Source organism: Dactylosporangium sp. NPDC000555 (assembly GCF_040300025.1).
Lineage (GTDB): Bacteria > Actinomycetota > Actinomycetes > Mycobacteriales > Micromonosporaceae > Dactylosporangium.
Window position 1 is genome coordinate 1 of the sequence record NZ_JBEPDB010000096.1, and the last position, 24,218, is coordinate 24,218.

The 24,218-nt window shown below is 67.3% G+C and carries 27 protein-coding genes and 1 pseudogene; 20 read left to right on the forward strand and 8 right to left on the reverse strand.

Annotation, left to right across the window (positions count from 1 at the left end; genetic code table 11):
* Window positions 1–79 precede the first annotated feature (79 nt).
* Complete coding sequence (locus ABT297_RS36830; RefSeq protein ID WP_350557186.1) at window positions 80–394, reverse strand: transglycosylase domain-containing protein; 315 nt, start codon at window positions 392–394, stop codon at window positions 80–82.
* Window positions 395–1,561: 1,167 nt separating this feature from the next.
* Between ABT297_RS36830 and ABT297_RS36835 the strand changes: the two genes are divergently transcribed.
* A complete protein-coding gene (locus ABT297_RS36835; protein WP_350557187.1) occupies window positions 1,562–1,825 on the forward strand; it encodes a hypothetical protein in 264 nt (87 codons plus the stop codon).
* Window positions 1,826–1,949: 124 nt separating this feature from the next.
* On the opposite strand, the gene ABT297_RS36840 is transcribed toward ABT297_RS36835, so the two are convergent.
* Window positions 1,950–2,366 carry a hypothetical protein gene (locus ABT297_RS36840; protein ID WP_350557188.1) on the reverse strand — a complete coding sequence of 139 codons (417 nt, stop codon included), beginning with the start codon at window positions 2,364–2,366 and terminating at the stop codon, window positions 1,950–1,952.
* A gap of 759 nt (window positions 2,367–3,125) precedes the next feature.
* On the opposite strand from ABT297_RS36840, the gene ABT297_RS36845 reads away from it, so the two are divergent.
* The gene (locus tag ABT297_RS36845) at window positions 3,126–3,713 is read left to right on the forward strand and encodes a dihydrofolate reductase family protein (RefSeq protein ID WP_350557190.1); all 588 of its coding nucleotides are present in this window, start codon (window positions 3,126–3,128) and stop codon (window positions 3,711–3,713) included.
* Between the two features lie 208 nt (window positions 3,714–3,921).
* Here ABT297_RS36845 and ABT297_RS36850 read toward each other — a convergent pair whose 3' ends face one another.
* Complete coding sequence (locus ABT297_RS36850; RefSeq protein WP_350557191.1) at window positions 3,922–4,929, reverse strand: RNA polymerase subunit sigma-70; 1,008 nt, start codon at window positions 4,927–4,929, stop codon at window positions 3,922–3,924.
* Window positions 4,930–5,355: 426 nt separating this feature from the next.
* On the opposite strand from ABT297_RS36850, the gene ABT297_RS36855 reads away from it, so the two are divergent.
* Both ABT297_RS36855 and ABT297_RS36860 read left to right on the forward strand, forming a co-directional pair.
* Complete coding sequence (locus ABT297_RS36855) at window positions 5,356–6,192, forward strand: RHS repeat-associated core domain-containing protein (protein ID WP_350557193.1); 837 nt, start codon at window positions 5,356–5,358, stop codon at window positions 6,190–6,192.
* Window positions 6,193–6,418: 226 nt separating this feature from the next.
* A complete protein-coding gene (locus ABT297_RS36860) occupies window positions 6,419–6,724 on the forward strand; it encodes a hypothetical protein (protein ID WP_350557195.1) in 306 nt (101 codons plus the stop codon).
* Window positions 6,725–7,197: 473 nt separating this feature from the next.
* On the opposite strand, the gene ABT297_RS36865 is transcribed toward ABT297_RS36860, so the two are convergent.
* Window positions 7,198–8,091, reverse strand: coding sequence for a LysR family transcriptional regulator (locus ABT297_RS36865; protein WP_350557197.1), 894 nt, complete (start codon window positions 8,089–8,091; stop codon window positions 7,198–7,200).
* A gap of 61 nt (window positions 8,092–8,152) precedes the next feature.
* Between ABT297_RS36865 and ABT297_RS36870 the strand changes: the two genes are divergently transcribed.
* Together ABT297_RS36870 and ABT297_RS36875 are read left to right on the forward strand one after the other, a co-directional pair.
* Entirely contained in the window at window positions 8,153–9,133 is a 981-nt protein-coding gene (locus ABT297_RS36870) for a DMT family transporter (protein ID WP_350557198.1), read from the forward strand.
* 163 nt (window positions 9,134–9,296) lie between these two features.
* Entirely contained in the window at window positions 9,297–9,431 is a 135-nt protein-coding gene (locus ABT297_RS36875) for a hypothetical protein (RefSeq protein ID WP_350557200.1), read from the forward strand.
* Window positions 9,432–9,791: 360 nt separating this feature from the next.
* Here the strand turns inward: ABT297_RS36875 and ABT297_RS36880 are convergent.
* Window positions 9,792–10,016 (reverse strand): annotated as a pseudogene (locus ABT297_RS36880) (transposase); the annotation flags it as partial.
* Between the two features lie 212 nt (window positions 10,017–10,228).
* Between ABT297_RS36880 and ABT297_RS36885 the strand changes: the two are divergent.
* The 4 genes from ABT297_RS36885 (at window position 10,229) to ABT297_RS36900 (ending at window position 14,120) form a co-directional block, all read left to right on the forward strand.
* Window positions 10,229–10,999, forward strand: coding sequence for a tyrosine-type recombinase/integrase (locus ABT297_RS36885; RefSeq protein WP_350557201.1), 771 nt, complete (start codon window positions 10,229–10,231; stop codon window positions 10,997–10,999).
* Window positions 11,000–12,100: 1,101 nt separating this feature from the next.
* Window positions 12,101–13,153, forward strand: a complete 1,053-nt coding sequence (locus ABT297_RS36890; protein WP_350557202.1) for a hypothetical protein — start codon at window positions 12,101–12,103, stop codon at window positions 13,151–13,153.
* Window positions 13,154–13,314: 161 nt separating this feature from the next.
* Window positions 13,315–13,809, forward strand: coding sequence for a nucleoside-diphosphate kinase (locus ABT297_RS36895; RefSeq protein ID WP_350557204.1), 495 nt, complete (start codon window positions 13,315–13,317; stop codon window positions 13,807–13,809).
* Complete coding sequence (locus ABT297_RS36900; protein WP_350557205.1) at window positions 13,809–14,120, forward strand: hypothetical protein; 312 nt, start codon at window positions 13,809–13,811, stop codon at window positions 14,118–14,120. The genes ABT297_RS36895 and ABT297_RS36900 overlap by 1 nt, the downstream gene beginning before the upstream one ends.
* 3 nt (window positions 14,121–14,123) lie before the next feature.
* Here the strand turns inward: ABT297_RS36900 and ABT297_RS36905 are convergent, their stop codons facing one another.
* From ABT297_RS36905 to ABT297_RS36915, 3 genes are read right to left on the reverse strand one after another with little or no spacing between them, the layout of a single operon-like run.
* Complete coding sequence (locus ABT297_RS36905) at window positions 14,124–14,525, reverse strand: NUDIX hydrolase (protein WP_350557207.1); 402 nt, start codon at window positions 14,523–14,525, stop codon at window positions 14,124–14,126.
* Window positions 14,522–15,199: an NUDIX domain-containing protein gene (locus ABT297_RS36910; RefSeq protein WP_350557209.1), complete on the reverse strand. Its 678-nt coding sequence runs from the start codon at window positions 15,197–15,199 to the stop codon at window positions 14,522–14,524. Before ABT297_RS36910 ends, ABT297_RS36905 begins: the two co-directional genes overlap by 4 nt.
* A 45-nt stretch (window positions 15,200–15,244) precedes the next feature.
* Window positions 15,245–15,595, reverse strand: a complete 351-nt coding sequence (locus ABT297_RS36915; RefSeq protein ID WP_350557211.1) for a GntR family transcriptional regulator — start codon at window positions 15,593–15,595, stop codon at window positions 15,245–15,247.
* Between the two features lie 96 nt (window positions 15,596–15,691).
* Here ABT297_RS36915 and ABT297_RS36920 point away from each other — a divergent pair, with 96 nt between their 5' ends.
* From ABT297_RS36920 to ABT297_RS36965, 10 genes are all read left to right on the forward strand, one after another.
* The gene (locus ABT297_RS36920; RefSeq protein WP_350557212.1) at window positions 15,692–15,973 is read left to right on the forward strand and encodes a hypothetical protein; all 282 of its coding nucleotides are present in this window, start codon (window positions 15,692–15,694) and stop codon (window positions 15,971–15,973) included.
* A 515-nt stretch (window positions 15,974–16,488) separates the two neighbouring features.
* Complete coding sequence (locus tag ABT297_RS36925) at window positions 16,489–16,728, forward strand: DUF6284 family protein (protein WP_350557214.1); 240 nt, start codon at window positions 16,489–16,491, stop codon at window positions 16,726–16,728.
* Between the two features lie 13 nt (window positions 16,729–16,741).
* Window positions 16,742–16,966, forward strand: coding sequence for a hypothetical protein (locus ABT297_RS36930; protein ID WP_350557216.1), 225 nt, complete (start codon window positions 16,742–16,744; stop codon window positions 16,964–16,966).
* Window positions 16,963–17,616 carry a helix-turn-helix domain-containing protein gene (locus ABT297_RS36935; RefSeq protein WP_350557217.1) on the forward strand — a complete coding sequence of 218 codons (654 nt, stop codon included), beginning with the start codon at window positions 16,963–16,965 and terminating at the stop codon, window positions 17,614–17,616. The genes ABT297_RS36930 and ABT297_RS36935 overlap by 4 nt, the downstream gene beginning before the upstream one ends.
* Before the next feature lie 14 nt (window positions 17,617–17,630).
* Window positions 17,631–17,975: a hypothetical protein gene (locus tag ABT297_RS36940; protein WP_350557219.1), complete on the forward strand. Its 345-nt coding sequence runs from the start codon at window positions 17,631–17,633 to the stop codon at window positions 17,973–17,975.
* A gap of 96 nt (window positions 17,976–18,071) precedes the next feature.
* Complete coding sequence (locus ABT297_RS36945) at window positions 18,072–20,186, forward strand: cell division protein FtsK (protein WP_350557220.1); 2,115 nt, start codon at window positions 18,072–18,074, stop codon at window positions 20,184–20,186.
* Between the two features lie 140 nt (window positions 20,187–20,326).
* Window positions 20,327–20,578: a hypothetical protein gene (locus tag ABT297_RS36950; RefSeq protein ID WP_350557222.1), complete on the forward strand. Its 252-nt coding sequence runs from the start codon at window positions 20,327–20,329 to the stop codon at window positions 20,576–20,578.
* A gap of 16 nt (window positions 20,579–20,594) precedes the next feature.
* Window positions 20,595–22,532 (forward strand): DUF3987 domain-containing protein, encoded by a 1,938-nt coding sequence (locus tag ABT297_RS36955; protein ID WP_350557223.1) that lies wholly within the window; start codon window positions 20,595–20,597, stop codon window positions 22,530–22,532.
* Window positions 22,529–22,834, forward strand: a complete 306-nt coding sequence (locus ABT297_RS36960; RefSeq protein WP_350557224.1) for a helix-turn-helix transcriptional regulator — start codon at window positions 22,529–22,531, stop codon at window positions 22,832–22,834. The genes ABT297_RS36955 and ABT297_RS36960 overlap by 4 nt, the downstream gene beginning before the upstream one ends.
* Window positions 22,834–24,216 (forward strand): tyrosine-type recombinase/integrase, encoded by a 1,383-nt coding sequence (locus tag ABT297_RS36965; protein WP_350557225.1) that lies wholly within the window; start codon window positions 22,834–22,836, stop codon window positions 24,214–24,216. The genes ABT297_RS36960 and ABT297_RS36965 overlap by 1 nt, the downstream gene beginning before the upstream one ends.
* The last annotated feature ends 2 nt before the right edge of the window (window positions 24,217–24,218 follow it).

Sequence of the window (24,218 nt, forward strand, 5' to 3'; positions counted from 1 at the left end):
GCTTCCGTAATCCCGTCAACCAGCGGCTACGAACCCGAACCGCCACCACCCGCAAAGCCCGCGGGCATCTCGACCCCCGCTAACTTCGTAGAGCCGTCATGCCCCGCACAGACACACCCGCATGATCATAGAAGTCCCGGTCCTCCGCGGCGACAACAGCGTCGCGGAGCGACTTCGGGATACGGTCGAGCGAGACATCGGTGCGGTTGACGATCCCGACACGAGCGAGCACCGATTTCCCGTCGGCGAAATACAGCGTCGATGCCTGCGGCTGCACGGGCAGCTCCGGAATTTTCGTCGTTACCACGTACCCGCACACCACGGCGACGATGGCCGTCACCAGCGCGGCAGCCGACATCATGGGCACCCGAACCCAGCGGTGGCGCCAGATCAAGCGAGCGCCGCGACAACCCCTGGCCCAGAACAGCGATGTTCGCGCTGCGCAACGGTGGAACCGATGCCATCGAGGTTCATCGGCCGGTGCATCTGGCGTCTCCGCAGCATTGAATCTCACCACTTCGAGAATCCTTCATTCGCCATCAATCGGTCATCCCGTAACGCCCACACGCGGACTCAACGTTTCTTGTCGCGTACCACTACCTGATACACGTCGTTGCACGTTCCGCGACCTTGGCGACCTGGAAACGCGTTTCAGAGCGGGCGAGGAAACAACGCCCCAGTTATTCCGGCGTGCGCACGTCGAGTTGAGGGTGGTGCCCGTTCAGCGATGCCAACACCAACCCGCGCCTCGAGTCGAACATGGCAGGCCACCGAAAGGTGAGGAACGCCTCGGCCACGGCAGTCTGCGCTTGGCTGCTGCGTCAGCGGCTAGTCGCTTCGAAATGCGGAAGATCCGACTCTGATACTCCGCCATCCGGTGACGAACGTGCAGCGCGTGCCAAATCCAGCTCCCAACACGAAGGCGGTGTCGGGCTGGGGCGCCCGACACCTATTACATGTCGGCAACCCGTCGAACATTACGTCCGATCAACACAATCACCATCACCTGTTAGAACACCCGCCTCCGCGGCACCCAGCCACTCCCGGGGCGGGCACCCTGTCCCGGCATAGGGTCGGGTGACCAGGACCGCGTCGCCGGGCTGTGCAGCGGCGTCCGGGCCGGCCTGGGGGCTCTATTGCATTGAGCGTTGGCAAGGTCGTGGCAGGTTTGAGCAGCGAAGTCACCGACCCGTCCTGGCGCTTGGCTGCCTCCGAAGTCGGCGTTCACCGGGTTCCGGTCGCCGCCCGAGGCGATCGTGGTCGCGTTCCGGTGGTATCCGCGCTACAACCTCTCCTACCGCGACGTCGAGGCTGATTGCCACTCCCGCACGGCGGCCGGTCGCCACGCCGGCGAGCGACCGAACATGCGATCGGCAGCCGGGGGCCTGGCCGCGCGACACGTAGGCCGCCCACGGCACGCCGCCGAGATCCGCGTCCTGACCGCCGAGCCGTAGCCCACCGTGCGCGACTGGCACCACCTGCGCACCGCCGAGCGGCGCGTCCTGCGCGAGGCCGCCGCGCTCGTCTGCGTCCGCCTTGCCGAGGCGCTGGCCGACGCCGCATGAAGAAGACCGAATGCCCCTCGAAACCGGAGGCTCTGATGAGTCTGGGCATCTCCTCCCTGATACTGCTCTGCCTGCTCGCCACCTTGTTCGTTGACCGCCATACCCGCGGCCGGATCGCCGTCACCGCCGTGTCCGCGTTCCTGCTCGGCATGGTCGCTGCCGCGTCGAACGGCGTGCTTGCCAAGCCGTCGCACGCTCTCGTGGACGGCGTCCGCTCGGGCATGACCACCGTCGGCAGCTCGCTCGGCGGTGGCAAGTGACCGAGTACCACCTAAGCCGCGTGCGATGGGAGTGCGCGGCGCCCCGGTCCTGGGCGTCGCCACCCCCTCGCCGCGAACATTCTGACCTGGGCGTAACGATGGGGTCCCTGCCCGCCAGCAGGGGTCACCATTCCCGCCACTCGTCGGTGATCTCGTGCCGGGTCATCCGATGCCGTCCGGCGAACGCATCTACGTCGATTCCGGCATCGTCGAGAACGTTCTCGATGTAGCTGCAGAGCAACTCTCGTTCGTCGGTTTCGTACGCGGCTTGGTCGTACCGAGCGTTGACGGCGTTCAGTGCCTTCACAGTTCGCTCGATGACCTCGAAGATCTCGGCGTCCTCGGCGGGCTCGTAGCGGTGGTTCACCAGACCGGCAACGTCCGTCTCGAAGCGGTCTAGCACCTCGTCGGTATCGCGGATCATGTCATCCGGCCACAGTTGAGCCGCCACGGCTTCGTCGGGATCGAGGGTTCCCGCTGCCAAGCCGGCGATGTCTTCTGTCACATTTGCCCGCCACGCGGCGGTTGGTCGCTCCACCATGGTCGGCAGACTAATGTTCGCCTTGCCCCGCCGGGTCGAACAGGTTGCCGATCGCGTAGCGGGCGCGTTTCTCGTCGACCGGGTCGCCGCATAGGCACTGCCTCCGGCGGGCAGGACTCCGGCCCTGCACCCGGGGATAGCCATGAGTGACTCGTATGGTGAGGTGTCCTCTTGCGGCCTTGAGTTGCGTGCGACGCGGGGTGGAGCCGCGCCCCTGGGGTGCCCCAAAACGATGGCGCCGATGGCGTGGCTGGCCGATCATGGCGGTGGCAACCGGGACATACGAGCGAAGCCCTGGACAGGGTTTCCGCTGGTCCAGGGCTTCGTTTGGCCTCACCGTCGCCATCATCAACCAATGGCTCCGAGCCTTATGAAACGCGGCCTAGCTAGAGACAAACCTGCACGGCTCGATCGTGACGTTGCCTGGGTTGAGCTGCGCCGATGCGCGGGCTGACCTCGTGTTCGAGCTGCCAAGGCGGTTTCAGGTTGGCGGTTCCGAACGGTGCTTCGTGCGCTGACGGCCGGCCGGTTGCCGGCGCTCGCACCATGCCTCCGTGTCGGCCAGGACGCATCAGATCCTGCGGGAGAGTTGTCGGAGTGTCCGCATGTCGGATCGGCGTACGTCTCATGACCGTCTTCGCCGATGCGGTTGGCTGGCCATGTCTGCGCGGTGACCTTGTGTCTGCCAGCAGCGCGCACCGATGAGGTTTTCGCGCAGCGCCCGTCTGTACGTATGAGATCGGCTTACGAGAGGCTGGCATGATGGGGAAACTGACCTTCGGCATGAATGTGACCCTGGACGGCTACATCGCCGCGCCCGGCGACGACCTCGGCTGGAGTGGCGGTGAGGGACCGGACTCGTCGCCGAGCGACGAGCTGTTCCAGTGGTGGTCCGACCGGGTGGGGGCGACGGGCCTGGCGCTGTACGGACGCAAGCTGTGGGAGGCGATGAGTTCCCACTGGCCGACCGCCGACCAGCAGCCCGGCGCCACACAGGCGGAAATCGAGTACGCCCGCCGCTGGCGCGACATGCCGAAGGTGGTGTTCTCCTCGACGACCAGCACGGTCGACTGGAACACCCGCCTGGTCACCGGCGACGCGGTCACCGAGATCACCCGGCTCAAGACAGAGGACGCCGGCCCGATGGACATCGGCGGTGCGACGCTCGCCGGGGCGGCCATGCGGGCCGGGCTGATCGACGAGTACGTGCTGGTCACCGTGCCGGTCCTGGTGGGCGGCGGCACGCCGTTCTTCACCGCGCTGGACAGCTGGGTGAACCTGAACCTCGTGGAGACGCGGACATTTCCCGGCGGCGTCGTGCTGACCCGATACGAGACGAGGCGATGAGCACGGGTCAGTTGCTCGGTTCGTGAGGCCGGGTCGAAATCCTTCCTGACGTTCTTCGGGCATCAAGATGCCCCGCCGGCAACGCCGGCGGGGCGGTGGTGTTCGCGTTGTCGCGTTGGTGTTCAGCTGGTCGGGGTGCTTATTCCGCGGTGACTTCGGTGACGCCGGCCCGTGGCGCTGGACTCGTCGACGACGGGGACTTGTCTGATCACAGTGTCGGGGGCAGGTCCAGCCATGGTTTGTCGGTGGCGTCGAATCCGGTGAGCTCGGCGATCTTCCCGTCGACGATGTGCAGGACCGCGATGGCAAATAGCCGATACTCCGGGTCGTCGGGGGTGCGGAGGTACAGTGCGGCGGCGGGCATGCGGTTGACGGTCGTGGCGATGCAGCGCCAGTCGTCGTGGCCAGGCTGGAAGAGCCCACCGGAGACCCAGCCGTCCACCGCGTCCTTGGCCGTGCTGACCGAGGTGCCCGCCTCGGGCAGCATCACGAAGCGCAGGTCGTCGCGCAGCAGGGACATCAGCCCGTCGAGGTCGTTGCGCTCATGGGCGTCGATGTACGATTTCACCACGCCGCGCTCGTCGTTCGACAGCTCGTGGGCGGCGGGGCTCCGCCAGTCGAGGCGGCGGTCGGGCAGCTGCTCGCGCATCGTCACGCGCGCCCGCTGCAGCGCGCTGGTCACCGATGCGACGGTCAACTCGAGAGCGTCGGCGGCCTTCGACGCCGGCCAGCCGACGACGTCGCGCAGGATGAACACCGCCCGCTGCCGCGGCGGCAGGTGCTGGACGGCGACGATGAACGCCAGCTCGATCGTCTCCCGCGCCACCACCGATTCCTGCGGGTCCTCGGGGAGCATCCGGTCGGGGTACGGCTGCAGGTACAGCACCTCGGAGCCGGAGTCCGACAGCCCGGACGGTACGGGTGTGCGGTCATTGCGCTTCTCCAGGAAGTCAAGGCAGACGTTCGTCGCGATCCGGTACAGCCAGGTCCGCAGCGCAGCGTGGCCCTTGAACGACTCCCGCTTGTTCCACGCTCGCAGGAACGTCTCCTGCGTCATGTCCTGGGCGTCCTCGTAGTTCGCAAGCATCCGGTAGCAGTGCACCTGCAGCTCACGCCGGTGGCGCTCCGTGATGAGCGCAAACCGCGCCGTATCGCCTGAGCGAACCACCGCGATGAACGAGGCCTCGTCAGCGCCCAGCGGTCTAACGTCGGTCATGGTCACCAATCCTTCCACCGGTGCGAGGGGCTACCAGAACCGACGACGTGACGGAAGAATTCTGATCGGTGAAGCCGCTGACACCCAGGCCGTTCATCAGGCGGATGGGTCGGGTCGATGTCCCTGGCCATGGCAAAGTCTCCGCTCGTGGCCAGTGAATGTCTCCACCTCGCAGGGGATGAGTTGATCTTTTGAGGGTCCTTCGGGGCCGCGAGACTTGCGGTGCCAACCAGCACGTCAGCAAGCCCCGAAGGACCCCTCTATTGAAGACTGCGAGGCAGGAGTTGGACATCATCAACGCCTACGAGGAGACCGGCAGCCTGCGGGCCGCGGCCGCCCTCTGCGGCACGACCCACAAGACGGTCAAGCGGGTGCTGGAGCGCCGCGCGGCCGGGCAGCGGCCGGGCCGCCAGCAACATCCCGTATGTGACGATCACGTACAACAGCCCGCCGCGAGTGACGAGCTGGGCAACGGTGCCGACGACGACGTGCGCCACCGGCGCGAGTCGGCCCTACATCTCCAGCCGCACGCCGGTGCTGCAGGCGGTGATGAGCGACGCCGACGGCGGCAACGTCATCAACCAGTTCGAGTGGTACCAGGCCGGTGGTGCGCTGATCGGCACCGCCAGCGTGACTGCCCCGTCCTCGACCCAGGCGTCGACCACCGTGCCGGCCGGCGCGTTCGCCGAGGGCGGCAGCTACGCCTGGCGGGTCCGGGCCGTGGACACCGCCGAGGTGTACTCCTACGACGAGTTCGGCATCCCGCAGGACCCGTCATCGGACCGCCGCTACGGCTGGCTCGGCGGCAAACAACGCTCCGGCGAGGCCCTCGGCGACATCATCCTCATGGGCGTCCGGCTCTACTCACCGTCACTCGGCCGGTTCCTGCAAGTCGACCCAGTACCCGGCGGCAACTCCAACGCCTACGACTACTGCTCCGCCGACCCCATCAACTGCACCGACCTCGACGGCAAATGGGGCTGGGGCAGCATCAAGAAAGGCCCTGAACACCGTCGCCGTCGTCGCCTCCTACGCCTCCATGATCCCAGGCCCCATCGGCACCATCGCCGGCGTCGTCTCCGCAGTCGCCCACGTCGCCACCGGCAACTGGAAAGAAGCCGCCTGGGCTGTCGGTGGAGCGCTTGCCGCGACCGTCGGTCTTGGCGTGGTGGCCAAAGCCGCCCATACCGTCTACCAGGCGAACAAGATCGTCAAGGCCGCTCGCCGCATTCAAAGCCGGCACCTCTGCAATTGGTAGCATGAAGGCATCCCGCGCTCAATTGCGACTGGCGGGAATGATGTTGGTCGGTCGGGCGCCACTAAAGACACAGCCAAGAATGGAGCCCCGTGGCGTTGGAAGGGCGACTCTCACTGGCGTGGACCTGCCAAGAAGGGCAAGGGATGATCGTCAAACCTTGATTTAACAGAAAGGAAGCCATTGGTACAAAAAGTACCACATCGAACACGTTGCTCCAAAGAAATGGCGTCCATGGAAGTAACTCACGCCACCTGGCCCGGTGATGGAAAGCTAGGTCGATGTCGAGCGGGAGAATACCGGGGGTGGTTCGCTCTATTCACAGCGGAGATAGAAGACTTCTGGATCGTGTATCTCGCATCCGTGACCCCTGGACGTGAAACGCAATATGACGACTTCTCAACGCGCGGCGACGCACAAATGCAGCGGCTGATTGAGGAGTTTGATGTCGAATGGTTTGCGCCTAGCGATGAGGTGGTGTTGGAGGAAGAGGTATTCGGCCTGCGTAGTCATTGGCGGGCCGAAGGGCACTTGAAATAGGCTCCATCGGAAGGATGCGTAGAATCGCCGGCAGATGTTGACATTGCGCGGCCATGACCCACTGCCCTAAAGACGGCGCGTTTCATTGATCTTTGGGTAGATTTGACGTCACGATGGTGATGATGTAGTCGACGTCGCGTGTTCGTCGGTTTGTCGTTGGGTTTCGTGCGTGGGCTGCTGCGTTGCCGGGGTGCGATTGCGTGGTTGCGCGGCGATCGCGGTGACGAGGTTGCTGATCGAGTTGCCGGGTCGGTGTCCACATTGGACGAATTCGGGGTTGGAGGTGGCGCTGGTGCGGGTCAGGGCGAGGACGGCGGCGAAAGAGATGTCCCGCCCCGGGTTTGATGGAGACACCGAACAGCGAACTCACGACCGACCTGGCCTTGTCCGACCACCGGCCGCCCGCCTGGTTCGCGCTGGCACGCTGAGCCGGGCCGCCGACGGTCCGGGCCGCCGGTCTGGGTGCGGTGGCGTCACGGCTTCGGGCTGTCGCTCAGGGCTTGGATCAGGCTCGTCATCGCCGGTTCGGCCAAGGCGCCCTCCCGCACGGCCGCGTGGATGGGCCGGATCGGCTCTGGGCGGCGGACCCGGCGCACCACGACGCCCGGGTGGCGGCCGCCCAGCCCCGTGCGGGGAATGAGGCTCACGCCCAGACCGGCGGCGACGAAGCCCTGCGCGGTGGTGTAGTCGTCGCTCTCGACGACGAAGTTGGGGCTGAACCCCGCAGCGGCGCAGGCGTCGAGCAGGATCTGCAGGCACGGGCCGGCCGGCCACTCGCTGCCGATCCAGGCCTCGTCGGCGAGGTCGGCCAGGTCCAGCACGCGCTTGCCGGCGAGCCGGTGTCCGCGTGGCAGCACGGCCTGGTACGGGTCGTCGAGCAGGTGCACCAGCCGGATGCCGTCGTTGGTCCGCTGCCGGGGCCGGACCACGATCGCGAGGTCGGCGCGGCCCTGTTCGACGTCGGCCAGGGAGCCGTCGCCCTCGACGAGGCGCAGGTGGACCTGGACGCCGGGGTGCTCGTGCCGGAGCCTGGCCAGGGCCGGCGGGACCAGCGCGGCACCCGCCGTGGCGAACGACCGGATGACGAGCCGCCCGGTCCGCCCGGCGCGCAGGTCGGCCAGGGCGGTCTCGGCCTCGGCCACCTGCCGGCTGATGAGGGCCGCGTGCTCGACCAGCAGGCGGCCCGCCGCGGTGGGCTGCACGCCACGACCGGCCCGTTGCAGCAGCGCCACCCCGGCCTGTTTCTCCAGCGCGGCGATCTGCTGGCTCACCGCCGAGGGGGTGTAGCCGAGGTTGGTCGCTGCGGCCGTCATCGACCCGCTGGCCACCACGGCATGCAGTACCTGCAGACGCCGAACATCAAGCATGCAGCTCAGCTTAACGGTGCGTGCAGAACTTTTCACTTGTGCTGTCATGTCGCCTCGGGGCATGGTCGGCATGCTGGTGGTTCCTGGTGGAGGGGGTGCGGCGGTGGTCGGCGCGACGCGAGGCGTCTGGGTCCGCATGGGCATCCTTGCGCTGCTGTGGGGATCAGGCTTCCTCTGGATCAAGATCGCCCTGACCGGCCTCGCCCCGGTGCAGATCACGTTCGTCCGCTGCGTGCTCGGCTCCGCGGTCCTGCTGGTCCTGGCGCGCACCGCCGGTCAGCGGTTGCCCCGCGGCGCGGCCACCTGGGGGCGCCTGATCGTCGCCGCGCTCTTCTGCAACGCCCTGCCGTTCGCGCTGTTCGCGATTGGTGAGCAGACCGCGGCCTCCGGCCTGGCCGGCGTGCTGAACGCGACGACCGCCCTGTGGTCGCTGGTGGTGGGCATCGCCATCGGCACCGACCGCACGTTCGAACCGGTGCGGCTGGGCGGCCTGGCGCTCGGCTTCGCGGGAGTGGTGCTCATCTTCGCGCCGTGGCACGAGCACCGGCTGCCCGGCTGGGGCGCCTTCGCACTGCTCGGCGCGGCGGCGAGCTATGCGGTCGCCTTCGCCTACATGGGCCGCAAGCTCGTGGGGCGCGGCACCGAGCCACTCGCCCTCTCCGCAGCCCAGCTCCTGGCCGCGACCGGGCTCAGCGCGCTGGCGCTGCCGTTCGGCGGGTTCACGGCCGCCCGGGTCGACGCCGTGGCGATCGGTGCGGTCGTCGTCCTCGGCATCGTCTGCACGGGCATCACCTTTTTCCTGCACTACCGCCTCATCGCCGACGTCGGCGCCACGAGCGCGTCGACGGTCGGTTACCTGCTGCCGGTGGTGTCGGTGGCGCTGGGCGCGGTGGTGCTCGGCGAAGCCCTGGGACTGCGCGTCATCGCCGGCATGGTAGTCGTCCTGGTCGGCGTGGCATTGACCCAGTGGCGGCGGGCCTCGGGCAACCCGGCGGCGGCCCCGGCGGACAAAGCCGTACCCGCGGCGACCACGCGGCCGTAGGACGGCGTCCGGCAGTGGTGGAACGGCCTCGAACCGTTCACCCACCGCTCCGACGTCATCGCCCGATACCTGATCGACCAGGGTTACCTCGAACGCGACGGCGAGACCCTGTTTTATCGGGCCCGAAGCCGAACTGCGCTTCGGACGCCGCCACTTCATGGGCATGACCGCCGTCTTCACCACCGCCCCCGAGTTCACCGTGCTGGCCGGCCGCACGGAACTCGGCCGGGTCGATCCCGCGGTCCTGGGCGAAGAAGTCCAGGGACCACGGCGACTGCTGCTCGGCGGCGGAAGCTGACACGTCACGGACGACACTGGCGCCATGACCGAGGCGCACATCAGGGCGGGCCGTGGGTCCCGGCAGGCTGAATGGTCCAGGCCAGAGAGCCCTGGAGGCTATCATGTTTGATCTGCTCGCCCGAGAGGAAGCTGTCATCGGTGGCAACTTCGTCGGTGGAACCGCCTTTCATCATCAGGCCAAACGGACAGGTTGCCATCTTCGTGGCGGATGACTCCTTCAAGTACGACTCAGACGCCCTGCTCGTGGTCTTCGAGGCCGGCGACCGCGTACCAACTGCGGCAGACGCGACGCTCCCGGTCGATTTGGCGGCCAGAGAGGCGTCACGGCTCAGAGGGCGTTCGATTTGTTCTTGATCTACTAGTATGTGCCTCGCCAGGTAGGGGTGGATTCGCCCGTAATGCGGCGGCTGACGTTGTCGATCATCGCTATGTGGATCATGGCTTCGGAGCTGGCTGAGAGGGTCTCGTAGTCGCGGACGAGTCGGCGGTGCAGCATCAGCCAGCCGAGGGTCCTCTCCACGACCCAGCGTCGTTTGACCACGTGGAAACCTCTGGTCTCGGTGTTGCGCGGGACGGCATTCACGCCTGCAATGTTCGCCTCAACACGCGGTAAGCCGGATGACAAGCTGATCCGGCGGGCGCTGTGCCGGTGGGCGTTCAACACCGCGAAGCGCAGCGACCAGGAGTGTCCGGACGACGTGAAGGCGGCGCTAGCGTGGGTGAAGCGCAACACCCGCTCGGTGTCGGCGCTTCGCCAACCCTGAGTTCCTGCGACCCCTGCTCGACGGTCTTACGGTGCGACTGGACGGCGCTCCGGCGGCATCCAGCGTCATAAGTCGTCGCCGGAAGATCCTGAACACCGCTGTTGAGTACGCAATTGAACTAAAGCTACTTGAGGCGAACCCGATTCCGGCGCTGAAATGGAAGAAGCCCAAGCCGGTGCAGGTGGTCGATCCGCGCTGCGTACCCAATCCGGTACAGGTGCGCTCGCTATTTGAAGGTGTGCGGGAACAGGGTCGAGTGGGGCGCCGCCTGGTCGCGTTCTACGGATGCCTGTACTACGCCGGAATGCGGCCGGAAGAGGCTGCATTCCTGAACAAGCGGCACCTTGCGATTCCAAAGGAGGGATGGGGAGAATTCCACCTCGACGGCGCCGACCCCTACGCCGGGAAGGACTGGACGGACACGGGACGGGACCGGGACAGGAGGCAACTGAAGCAACGCGAGCGCGGGGAATCGCGAACCGCGCCATGCCCGCCCGAACTGACCGCGCTCATCCATGCCCACCTGGACGAGTTCGGCACGACGCCAGACGGACGGCTGTTCGTCGGCGATCGCAACCGCGACGAGCTGCCGAAGCTCACCGTCGTACGGGTGTGGGACCGAGCGCGCAAAGCAGTGTTCACGGAGGACGTCGAGGCCTCGCCGCTGGCGCACCGCCCGTACGACCTCCGCCACGCGGCCGTGTCGACGTGGCTCAACGGTGGCGTTCCGCCAACGGACGTGGCGGAGTGGGCGGGGGCAGTCGGTAGAGATCCTGTTCAGGATCTATGCCAAGTGCCTTGACCGTGGCGTGCAGCGCAACCGGCAACGCGTTCAGCAGGCCCTCGGCCACGGGTAGGCACGTCCCCAGTGCGCCCCGAAACGGTGGCGCGCCGGTGGCGTGGCTGGCCGATCAAGGCCGGATGGCACCGGTGACAGCCGGACATACGAGCGAAGCCCTGGGCCGCGTTTCCGCTGGTCCAGGGCTTCGTTTTGGCTGGTGAGAGGTCATCTCTCGGTGGTGCCCCCGGCAGGATTCGAACCTGCGCTCCCGCCTCCGGAGAGCAGGTTCGATCGCTGGTATAACCGTAGCCCTGAGCTGCTTGAATCCCCCTTGAGGTCGGTCGGAGCTCAATGAGTTGGGCACGTATTGGGAACGGGGCAGGCCGAGTGCAGCGGAACCATCGGTGTCGGTCGGTACGCTGTTGATCGTCAGTCGGAGGGGAATCGCAACGGCGACTAAGGACTGTTTTGTTCTATAGCGAGGGAGGTGCCTGCGTTGCGGGAACCCGAGTCCCGTCTGTTGGGGACTCGCGTGTGACCCCGTATGCGAGACCTCTTTGGGTTACTTGGATACGAAAGACGTTCCTGTGCAGGACTACGAGTAATCAGCATTGATCAGCGAGAGGGCGGCGGAGCGGGCGTGGCTGCGCTGGCAGAGGTTCCCCAGTCAAGAGCGACCAGATGATATGGTTTCCTGCGAGAAAGGGCGGGGCTTCCAGATCTCGAATTCGGGAGAGTGCTGAGCAAGGTATGGGTGCCATCTTAGGAAGCGTTCTGCCTGGACTCCGCGAACTGCGGGCGCCGTTGGCGGCCGGATACATTTGGCTGTGTGTGGGCTGGCTGGTATTTAGACATTGGGTGTCCTCGCCTGAGGTCGCCACAGGGCTCGTTCATGACGTGTACACACTTGCTTCGTGGCTTGGCAAGGCTGGAATCTTTGTAGTTGCAGGGTTCGTGGCCTATTTGATAGGAATTATTTCGACTGCGGTAACAAATTTCGCTGTTTTGCAAGCCTCACGGTTGTCCCTACGGAGGGTGGGTGGCGACGACACATCGTTGTACAGGCTGGGCCTAAGTCCGCAGGGTGTCGACTCGATCCGGGCGATGGTTTCATGGATTATCATGAGACAACTTGAGGAACCGGGCCGTCACGCGGAAGTTCTGAACACTCATCCAGAAGCGCGGGCGGTTGTCCTCTCGGTGGCCTCGAAGTTGCCGGTTAATGACAAGCGTAAGATTATCGAGAACCACTTTCTTCTAAAGAAATACTTCGATTCGATTGCCGACGACTTCCGCGCAATTCCGGTTCGACTAATGCTAGGTAGCGCCGACGCGTACTCGGCCTACGACCGCATGCGTGCGGAGGCTGAGTTTCGCGGAGCTGTCGCGTTGCCGTTCTTGGCGCTGGCTTTTGCGCTTCGATACAACAAAGTGTCGGCCGCCATTTGGTGCGCGGTAGTTGCGGCTGCGACCGTGCTCTTCTATCAAGCTCGTCGAAGGCAAGTTGAGGCTAACGACCAAGTTGCGGAGATTTTAAGAGCGAAGAATGGTGAGTTCTCCGCTGTGGTAACGTTCATTTCCAACGGTGACTTTGAATTCAGCAACCCGGCATTGCGGGACGACGAAGTAAAGACCATCGTGGAGCTTGCGCAAAGATCGGCTGAGTCTCAGCCTGTCGCGGCCATTAGATGGTCAGAGATCTGGGCGGCTACGGGTTCGACTGCTGGCCATAGAATGCTATGCGCGCTGACTAGACGACATGAACGTGGGATGCTTCAGTCGCGACTGGGTGAGGCTGCCAGGCATTCTGGAATCCTGGCTGCTGAATTCGTAATTGAGATTTTTGAAGACATTTTCGAAGACGAGTTCGATAGTGCTTTTCCGCCGATGGTTCGCGGGCTACTGTGGGGAACGTTGGACGGCGAGTGGCGGAGCCTTTTCATATCAACGCTTGAACGGCTTTTTCAGCCCCAACTCCAGTCGGCTGAGGATTACCCCGAGGCGTTGAATTCTTTGCATTCCGAGATAGATAGAGCCGTCGCAGGCCCAACCGAAATGGAGCGTTTCGTTAAGGCCTGCCGTCCGGACGTGCAACTCGCTCGCGAGGCCTTCGATCACTTTGCAACTGAGGCGAAGGCGAAGTTTAGTGAGCTTGAGCGGCTTGCCGATGCGTGATACTCCGTATTGAATGGCGATGGTCCCGCCGGCCAGCCCAACCAGCACAATTCCGAGCGGTAAGAACTTCTAAAACGTTTCTTTGCCCACCCGCTGCAAGGGCACCCTCGGCCATGCGGCAAGCTATGTCTTTGAGAGCACCATTCGAAGTGGAGAGAAGCATGGCGTCGTTGGAGCGGACCCTTGTACTGCTGAAGCCGGACGCGGTTGCCCGTGGGCTGGCTGGCCGGATCATCCAGCGGTTTGAGGACGCTGGGCTGAAGATCGCTGGCACGAAGATGGTCCAGATGGACGCCGAGCTGGCGAAGAAGCACTACTTCGACCTGGAGGAGCGGTTCGGCAAGTCGGTCTTCGACGTCACCGCGAACTTCATGCAGACCGGGCCGGTCATCGCGCTGGTCCTGGAGGGCGTTGAGGCCGTCGCGACCGTGCGCCGGCTCGTCGGCGTGACGTTCCCGAACCAGGCGAACCCTGGCACGATCCGTGGCGACTTCGCGCACACGTCCAAGGCGTACACCGAAGCCAAGCACATCGTCGCAGCCAACCTCATCCACGCCTCCGGCAACCCCGAGGAGGCGAAGTATGAGGTCGAGCTGTGGTTCGGTGAGGCGGAGCTGTTCGACTACCAGACCGTGGCCGAGAGGTTTCTGTTCTGATGTTCGACGAGGCGCCAGTGGTGACGATCGGGGAGTTGCGTAAGCAGTACGACGAGGAGCGGTTCTACCAGGACGATCGGGCCGCCGCGGAGTACGCCTACGCCCTAGCGGTACGGCTGCGGGAGCTTGGGGAGACGGACGAGGCGCGCAAGTACGCGCGGGAGTGCCTCCAGCTCGCCGAGGCGCTGCCCTCGAACACGCTCGACGACGTTGCCTCGGAGCGGCAGGACGTTGGCGGGGTGCCGCTGCCGGACCACTTCCATCATGGTGTGGTCCGGTCGCGTCTGCGGGAGCTGCTCGACGCTGCCTGACGCTCAGCTGAGCGTGGCGTCGAGGTACTCCTGAACTGGCCCGAAGAACGGGTACGGGACGTATTCGGTGAGGGTGGCGCGGTCGCACCACGCCACCTCTGCCAACTCCTCTGGGTCGCCGACCTCCGCGGTGCCGCTAACACGGTCGCAGGCGATGTACGCCATGGTGCGGCCGGTGTTCGGGTGCACGCGGCTGCCGAGCGAGCGCGTCGCGCGGACCGTCAGGCCGGTCTCTTCGTTGGCCTCGCGTTCGGCGGCTTCGTCGTCGGTTTCGCCGGCCTCGACCTCGCCGGCGGGGAATTGCCAGGAGAGTTGGCCTTCGCTGACGCGGCGGCGGACGAGCAACAGTCGGCCGTCTTCGACGATGACGGCGGCGGCGATGGTGGGGCGGGTCGGCTCGGTCATGGTTCCTCGCTGAGTGCTTGCAGTGCGGGTGGGTAGATGCGTTCGGGCGGGATGAAGTCGTTGACCCGTTGTCGCGGGATCCAGATGGCGTCGACGTTCTCGTCGGTGTCGCGGTTCTCGACCTGGCCGGCGAGGTAGGCGCAGAGGAAGTACTCGGCGAAGACACCGGTCACCGGGTGGACGCGGCTGCCGAGCTCGCGCACGACCGTGCAGTGAATGCCGGTCTCGGCGAGGGTTTCGCGGACGGCGACGGTGCGCGCGTTGGCGCCTGGCTTGACGATGCCGGCAGGGAACTGCCACGTGATGCCATCGGGCTCGTCTTCGCGTCGGCAGACGAGCAGGACGTCGGTTTCGTTGGTGACGACGGCGATGGCAACCGTGAGCGTGACGCCAGCGGGTGCCGCGTCGGCCTCGGCCCGGTCGTCGGCGCGAAGCTGTCGGGCGAAGCGCACCTTCACGGACTCGGGCGCCTGCTCGTAGACGGTGTCCAGCGCGCGTTGGAGTTCCGGCCGGATGCGTACGTCGGGCCGCTCGTGCCAGGACGCGACGGTGCGTTTCGCGATGCCGAGTCGGTCGGCGAGTTCGTCTTGCGACAGGCGCATTGCTGTTTGGAGTGCGCAGGCGTGCAGGCTGCGCCATTCGTCGATGACCGTTTCCCGTGCGGGCTGGATCATGAGGTGGTCTCGGAGTCAGGGGCGGCGGGGGTGGTCATCGCTGCGTCAGTCGGCGACCGTCAGTGTGGTGCCGGCGGGGTACGTCTCGACCTCGCCGTCTGCTCGCGTCACCGTGAGGCCGGCACTGGAGGTGACGCTGTCGCCGGGGCTGAGTTCGACTCGCGGCGGGGTGTCGACGACGAACGTTCCGTGGCCCTGGCGGATGTCGATGAGGCCCTCTTGGCGTAGGACTGCCATCGCGCGGCGGACTGTTTCGCGGGCCAGGCCGAACTCGTCGTGGAGATCCTTTTCGGAGGGCATGCGCTGCCCGGGTGGTAGCGCTCCGTTACGGATGCGATCACGCAGTACGGCGGCGAGCTGCCGGTATGCAGCCCCTTCGCGATCTGGCGTGATCATGCGATCACCGTACGTACCGACGTATAGATGTCAGGTGGTGTATGCGTCTAGACGTCTGTACCTTTGTGTGTGCAGGTCAAACGAAGGGAGAGGGTGATGGTGGCAGATCAGGCACTCCCGGTGGTCACCGACTGTCCGGCCTGGTGCGGCGTCAATCACCGGACCGGCGCGGCGTTCCACGCGCACTGCGCGGGCGAGGTGCGCTGGACGGAGTGCAGTGTCGTGCTCGTGGTGACGCAGCGCGGCGATGTGGAAGGGGTGGAGGTTGCGTACCATGCGGCGGGCAAGCCGCCGTCGATCGCGTTCCTCGGTGCGTCCGATACGCGGCGGCTGCGCGACAGCCTCGACGACGCGCTACGCGCTCTGGACGCCGCTTAACCGTACGACAAAGAGCCCCCGACGCCGGTGCGCGGGGGCTCTTTTCGTTGTGCAGAAAGCCAACTGCACCATCGCTGCATCGCTCCTGCATCAACGATGGTGTCTTGCTTCATCGGCGGCGCGCCGGATTCCCGGTTGACTGGTCTTCATCGGAAGACGGGTCACTGGGAGGAGGTGAGGCATCGATGGAACCGCGTCGAGGTCGGGAGGCTTGCCACTCCCGCACGACGGCCGGCCGCCACGCCGGCGAGCGGCCGAACATGCGATCGGCGGCGGGCGCCTGGCCGCGCGACACGTAGGCCGCCCACGTCACGCGGCTGATCGGCGCACCCACTGAACGCAGGTACGCCAGGACGTCATCGGTCGTCCACCAGTCCGCGGGCAACTCCTCGCTCATTGCTGGCCAACACTACAGCGCTTAGTTGGCCAAGTCTGACCCCAGTACTTGCCTGATTACAACGTCAGGTTGTACTTTGCTCACGCCCGAATACAACGTCGAGTTGTAAAGGAAGGCCATGAACTTCGTCCCCTCGGGCGGTCCCTCGCCCGCCGAACTTGCCGCAATCCAGCGGGAGTGGCCGCTCATCGAGGCGGAGATGTCCCTCGTCGCCGCCGAGATCCGCGTCCTGACCGCCGAGCCGCAGCCCACCGTCCGCGACTGGCATCGGCTGCGGACCGCCGAGCGCGACGTCCTGCGCGAGGCCGCCGCGCTCGTCTACCGCCGTATCTCCGAATCCCTCGACCCTGCCGCATGAAAGGGGGCCAGACATGAGCCTCGGCATCTTCTCGCTGATCCTGCTCGGCCTACTCGCCACCCTGTTCGTCGACCGCCGCACCCGCGGCCGGATCGCCGTCACCGCCGTGTCCGCGTTCGTGCTCGGCATGGTCGTCGCCGCGTCGAACGGCGTACTCGCCAAGCCGTCACACGCCCTCGTGGACGGCGTCCGCTCGGGCATGACCGCCGTAGGCAGTTCGCTCGGCGGTGGCAAGTGACCGAGCACCACCTGATCCGCGTGCGATGGGGCGTGCGCGGCGCCCTGGTCCTGGGCGTCGCCACCTCCGTCGCCGCGAACATCCTGCACGCCGACCCCAACCCCATCTCGCAGGCCATCTCCGCGTGGCCGCCGCTCGCGCTGCTGCTCACCGTCGAGCTGATCTCGCGGGTACCGGTGCACCGCCGTTCCCTCGCCGCGGTGCGCCTGACCGCGACGGCGTGTATCGCCGGGATCGCCGCGTGGGTCTCGTACACGCACATGGCGGGCGTCGCCGCCCGCTACGGGGAGCAGGGACTTGCGCCGTACCTCATCCCGCTGTCCGTCGATGGCGTCGTCGTGGTCGCGTCGGTCTGCCTCGTCGAGCTGGCCGGCCGGATGCGCGCCACGCCAACGGAACCGGCACCCGAACCGTCCACCGTGGACACCGTCCCGGACACGCAACCGGATATCGCGCCGGACACGCAGCCGGACACCGAGCGGACACCGCAGAAGCCCGCACCGGCCCGGAAGAAGGACACCGCGTCCGCCATCGCCCGTCTCCGGGCAAGGCATCCGGACATGTCCGCCGCGGACATCGCCCGCCGCGTCGGCGTCACCGACCGGACCGTACGCCGTCACCTCAACGCCCTGACCGCCAAAACCGCCTGAAGGAGCCGCACCCGATGACGTCGCTGCACCAGCGCCTGACCAGCGCCCTCAACACGCTCGGCAGGTCCGCCGACGCGGTCGCCGACACACTGCTCATCGGCGGCTGGACCGGCCTGCGCGAAGACGGCCTCAACTGCCCGATCTCGAACTACGTCACGGCCGTCATGCCGGACGTCGAGGTCGCCGCCGTCGCCTTCAACCGCATCACGGTCGTCTCCACCAACGGCGAGACCGTCGAGACGCCGCTGCCGACCGGCGCCGCGCGGTTCGTCACCGCGTTCGACACCGGCTCCTACGACGACCTCGCGGTCACCCTCACCCGAACTGACGGCGAGGTCATCGACGACCTCGAACGGTAGCTCCGCCCGGGGCGCGGCCATCCGGCCTCGCAAACCTCCGGCCGCGCCCCGGCCTCCCCTTCAGCCATCACAGACCTCCGTGGAGGAACACCCATCATGACAAACCCCGAAGGCTTCGACTGGGACCGGCACGAGGCCGAAATCCTCGACCTCGACGCCGCCCGGGCCGCCAAGCAACCGGCTTTGGTCGACCCGCCCGACGCCCTCGCCCCGGCTCGCTGGAGCGTGGCCGCCCTGCGGACCGCGAAGCGCCGCCCGATTGTGCCCGCCTGGGCGCGGTCGCGGACCGAACTGATGACGCAGGCGCAGTGGGTCGTCAGCTTCTACACGCACACGGGGCTGTACCACCTGACGCGCTTCCCGAAGTACACGATGAAGCTGTTCTTCCGCGCCCCTCGTGGCGCCGTCCGCTTCGTGTCCGGCGCGGCCCGGTGGGTCACCGACGCCGAGGGCGCCCCGGTTCGCGCGGCGGCGGTGCGGCGGGAGAACGCCGAGGAGTACCTCAGGCTCTCCCGTCAACGCGACGGCCGCGTCCGGCTGCGCACCCTCATCCTGCTGGCCGTGAGCACGCTCGGCCTCGGCGGCGTGATGTTCCTGCTCATCATGACGCCGAAGGTGTACTGGTACACCGCGCTCACCGCCGTGGTCGCGCTCCTCGGCGCGATCGGCGCGCCGGCCGATCGGCCGCTGCTGGACACCGCGGTGTCGGTGACCCGCGCGCCGCGCCTGACCTCCGATGTGGTCCTGGCCGCGCTCGGCGCCATCAGCGTCGCCGGCATCAACCAGGCCATCGCCAAGAAGGGCGCCAAGGACGCCATCCGCTTCGCCGAACCGATCAGCCGCGACGGCCCCGGCTGGCGCGCCGTCGTCGACCTCCCGCCCGGCACGACCGTCGACCAGGTCGCCGACCGGCGCAAGGAACTCGCCTCCGCGCTCGGCCGGCCGCTGGGCTGCGTCTGGCCGGAAGGCAACCTCGACGTACACCCGGGCCGGCTGGTGCTGTGGGTAGGCGACGAGGACCTCTCCAAGTCGCGCCAGCCGGCCTGGCCGCTGCTGAAGTCGGGCACGGTCGACCTGTTCAAGCCCATCCCGTTCGGTACCGACCAGCGAGGCCGGCCGGTCGCCATCACCCTCGTGTTCGCCTCAATGGTCATCGGCTCCATCCCGCGCGTGGGCAAGACCTTCGCCGCGCGGCTGCTGCTGCTCGCCGCCGCACTCGACCCGCTCGCCGAGCTGCACGCGTACGACCTCAAGGGCATGGGCGACTTCGCCCCGCTGCAACCGGTCTGCCACCGCTACCGGGCCGGTGATGATGACGAGGACATTGCCTACGCTCTGGCCGACATGCGGGAGTTGGCCAAGGAGCTGACCCGCCGCACGAAGGTTGTGCGGGAGTTGCCGCGCGAACTGGCCCCGGAGTCGAAGATCACCCCGGAGTTGGCCGCCCGTAAGGCGTACCGGCTGCACCCGCTCTTCCTCGTGGTTGACGAGTGCCAACGGTGGTTCGAACACCCGGAGCACGGCGAGGAACTGTGCGGCATCGCCGAAGACCTCGTACGGCGCGGCCCGGCCGCCGGGATCATTGCCGTCTTCGCCACCCAGCGCCCCGACTCGAAGTCACTGCCGACCGGCATCTCGGGCAACGCCGTCCTGCGCTTCTGCCTCAAGGTGATGGGCCAGATGGAGAACGACATGGTGCTCGGCACCAGCGCCTACCGCAACGGCATCCGCGCCACCATGTTCAGCCGCCGCGACCTCGGCATCGGCTACCTCGCCGGCGAAAGCGACGAACCGCAGATCACCCGCACCTACTACGTGGACGCCCCAGCCGCCGAGGCGGTCGTGACCCGCGCCCGAGCGCTACGCGAGAAGGCCGGCACGCTGACGGGCCACGCGCTCGGCGACCAGTTCGCACCCAAGGCCGTCGCGTCGGTGTCGTTGCTCGACGACATCGCCGCCGTGGTACCGCTCGGCGAGACGAAGGTCTGGTGCGAGACCGTCGCTTTGAGGTTGGCCGAGCTGCGCCCCGACGTGTATGGCGGGTGGGACGGCGAGCGGGTCACAGTCGCGCTGAAGCCGTTCCGGGTCAAGGTCTCGCAGACGTGGGGCACCGACCCGACCACCGGCAAGGGCGCCAACCGGCGCGGCTTCGAACGCGTGGCCCTGATTGCGGCGCTGACCGAACGTAACCGGCGGCGCGACGCCGCCTGACCGCGAACGGTGCTAGGTCTAGCAGCCGCGCGCCGCTAGACCTAGCACCCCTGCTAGCACCCAATCAGCGCTGCTGCCTGCGCTCTAGCGCTCTAGCAGCCATAGCCTTTCGCGCCCTGAAACCGCCCCAGGAGGGCCTCGTGAACCCCCTCGACCTGCTAGCCGTCCTGCTCTGCCTCGGCCTGCCGCTCGTCACGGCCGGTTACCTCGCACTCTGCCGGATCGCGCCCTTTCGCCGCTGCCGCGCCTGCGGCGGAACCCGCCTCGCGCGGCGCCAGTTCGGCCGCGTCAGCCGCCCATGCAACCGCTGCGACGCCACCGGCCTGCGCCTGCGCTACGGCACCCACCTCATCAACGAACTGCGCCGCATCCATCGCGACGGCACCCGCTGAAAGGAGGACCACACCCGTGCACCGCACACCGCCGCACGACAACGCCGCCGAACAGGCCGTCATCGGCGCGGCCCTGCTCGCCCCGGCGCTTCTGGTGGACCTGACCGGCATCGTGGCGACGGACGACTTCTACCGCCCCGCCCACGCTTTGTTGTGGCGCGTGCTGGTCGAGCTGCACGCCGCCGGCGAGCCCGGCGACCCGGTCTCGGTCGCCGCACACCTCGCCGTAACCGGCGCCCTGGCACGGGTCGGGGGAGCGGCATACCTGCACACGCTCGTGGCCTCGGTGCCCACCCTCGACAACGCCGCCCACTACGCGCGGATCGTCGCCGAGCAAGCGCGCCGCCGCGCGATCGTCGACCTCGGCTCACGGCTGACCCGCCTCGGCGACGGCGATGCCGAGGACGTGCTGGCCGCCGGCCGTGCCCTCCTCGCCGACGTCGCCGCGCCGGCCTGGCCGCCACCGATCCCGCTCACCGCGCGGCACGGCGCGCCGCCGTACCCGGTCGACGCGCTCCCGGCCTGGCTCGCTGACATGGTCTCGGCCGTCGCCGAGTTCACCCAGACACCCGCCGATCTCGCCGGCTGCCTTGCCCTCGCCGCCCTATCCACCGCAGCCGGTGGCCGGGCGTGCGTCGAGATTCGGCCCGGCTGGCGCGAACCGTGCAACCTCTTCACGGTCGTCGTCCTGCCGCCCGGCTCCCGCAAGTCGGCCGTGTTCGCCACTATGACCAGCCCGCTGCTCGCCGCGGAACGCGCGCTGATCGAACGCACGAAACCAGCGATCGTCGAAGCCGAACTCGCACGACGGTTAGCGAGCAAGGCCGCCGAGCGCGCTGCGAACGCCGCAGCCAACGCCGCCGACACCGCCCGGGACCGGTTCCTCACCGACGCGGCGAGCGCGACCATGAACGCCGACGCCATCGCCGTACCCGTCCTGCCACGCCTGATCGCCGACGACGTCACCAGCGAACAAGCCGCCTCCCTGCTCGCCGAGCAGGGCGGCCGGCTCGCCGTCCTATCGGCCGAAGGTGGCATCTTCGCCACCCTCGCCGGCCGCTACAGCGGCGCCCCCAACCTGGAAGTCTTCCTCAAGGGCCACGCCGGTGACATGCTCCGCGTCGACCGCCGCTCCCGCCCGGCCGAACACGTCGACCGACCCGCGCTGACCCTCGGTCTGGCGATCCAACCCGAGGTCTTGCGCGACATCGCCACGTTGCCCGGCTTCCGCGGCAAGGGCCTGCTCGCCCGCATCCTCTTCGCCGTCCCGGAAAACACCGTCGGCCGCCGCCGCATCGGCACCGACCCGGTACCAGCCCCGGTCGCCGACAGGTACGCCGACAACCTCGGCGCCCTGGTCGCCGCGCTCGACGACTGGACCGACCCGGCCGTCATGCCGTTGACCAAGGCAGCAAACGCCCGGGTGCTCGACATCGAGCGCGACGTCGAACCACGACTCGGCCCGGCCGGTGCATGGGCGCACATCGTGGATTGGGGGAGCAAGTACACCGGCGCCGTCGTCCGCATCGCCGGCCTACTCCACCTCGCCACGCATGGTGGCGACGGCTGCACCCGACCTGTGGACGCCGAGACCGTCGACCAGGCCACCGCGCTCGGCCGCTACTTCGCAGAACACGCCCTCGCGGCGTTCGACGACATGGGCGCTGACCCGGTAGTCGACGACGCGCGACACGTCCTCGCCTGGATCGAACGCACCGCGTGCCGCCGCTTCACCAAACGCGACCTGTTCAGCGCCCTGTCCCGCGGCCGGTTCCGCAAGGCCGCCGACCTCGACCCGGCGCTCAACCTGTTGCAAGCACACGGCTATCTGCGCGCTGAGCCAACACCCGAACGCGCGGGCGCGGGTCGCCCGCCCTCGCCGGCCTGGCTCACACATCCGGACATTACGAGACCAGCGGCGACAGTGCACCCGCTCTCGGCGGTGGCCGGATGAGCCGCCCGCGCAATCCGCAGAAACCGCACATCCCTGCCTCGCCACCGCAGCCGCGCCGTTCCGCGGATAACGCGGATTCCGCGGAGCCGATCAGCATCACCGCCGCACGGCGCGCAAGCCAGTCCCGGCATCTGACCATCGCCGACGTCTGCGCCGACCTCGGCATCTCCCGCTCGACCTTCTACGACTGGCGCGCCAAGCGGAAGGCACCCCCGTGCCTCAAGTTGCCCAACGGCGACCTCCGCATCCGCCGCACCGACTACGAACGCTGGCTTTCGGCACTCACGGAGGAGGCCGCCTGATGGAGACAACCTACGACGTCCGCATCTACAAGACCGGCGTCTACAAGGGCGAGCGCACGACGACGTACTACGTTCGCTGGTCCGTCGCCGGTAAGCGGTGGAAGGCCCCGTACAAGACCGCAGCACTCGCCGAGAGTTTCCGTTCGGAGCTGGTCTCGGCCGCCAGGCGCGGCGAAGCGTTCGATGTCGAAACGGGCCGCCCGGTGTCGATGGCCCGCGCACAGCAGGAGATGAGCTGGTACCAGTTCGCATGCGCGTTCGTCGACATGAAGTGGCCGCGGGTGGCCGCGACGACCAGGCGCACGCACGCCGAGGCCATGACGGCGATCACCGCGAGCATGTACACGACCCGGCGCGGCATGCCCGACGAGAAGCTGCTGCGCTCGGCGCTGTGCCGCTGGGGCTTCAACACCGTGCGCCGCACTGACCCGAACATGCCGCCCGAGGTCCGTGAGGCGCTGCGCTGGGTCGAACGCAACACCCGCCCGGTCGCGTCGCTGGCGAAGCCAGAGGTACTCCGCCCGCTCCTGGACGCCCTCGCTGTGCGCCTTGACGGCCAGCCGGCCGCGTCGAGCGTCGTTGGCCGGCGTCGGCGGATCCTGAATACCGCTGTTGAGTACGCGATCGAGCGGCAGCTCCTTCGCTCGAACCCGATTCCGGCTCTGAAGTGGAAGGCGCCAAAGGCGGTACAGACGGTTGATCGTCGGTCGGTGGCGAACCCGGTACAGGTCCGAACGCTGCTGAACGCGGTGCGCGAGCAGCAGCGAAGCGGCCCACGCCTGGTGGCGTTCTTCGGCTGCCTGTACTTCGCCGCCATGCGTCCCGAGGAGGCAGTGGCGGTCAAGACGCATAACCTCTCGCTACCGGAGAAGGGCTGGGGCGAGATCACCTTGGAGAAGGCCGAGCCGCACGCTGGCAAGGAGTGGACCGACACCGGCGAGAACCGCGACAGCCGCCACCTTAAGCAGCGAGTGCGCGGCGAAACACGAATAGTGCCCTCGCCGCCGGAACTGACTGCGTTGCTGCACTGGCACATCGGGGAGTTCGGCGCTGCTTCGGACGGCCGGCTGTTCGTGGGGGAGCGGAACGGCGCCGAGTTGCCGAAGCTCACGATCGTCCGTGCGTGGAAGCGCGCCCGCGAGGAAATCCTCACCGAGAGGATTGCGGCGACTCCGCTGGTGAAGACGCCGTACGACCTACGACACGCGGCCGTGTCGACCTGGCTGAACGGCGGCGTCCCTGCAACCCAGGTCGCGGAGTGGGCGGGTCACTCGGTAGAGGTACTACTCAAGATCTATGCCAAGTGCCTTGACGGAAGCCATGTGCAGCTTCAGCGGAGGATCCAGGCTGCGCTTGGAGCGGTCCGTGATGGGTGGCCGTAGAT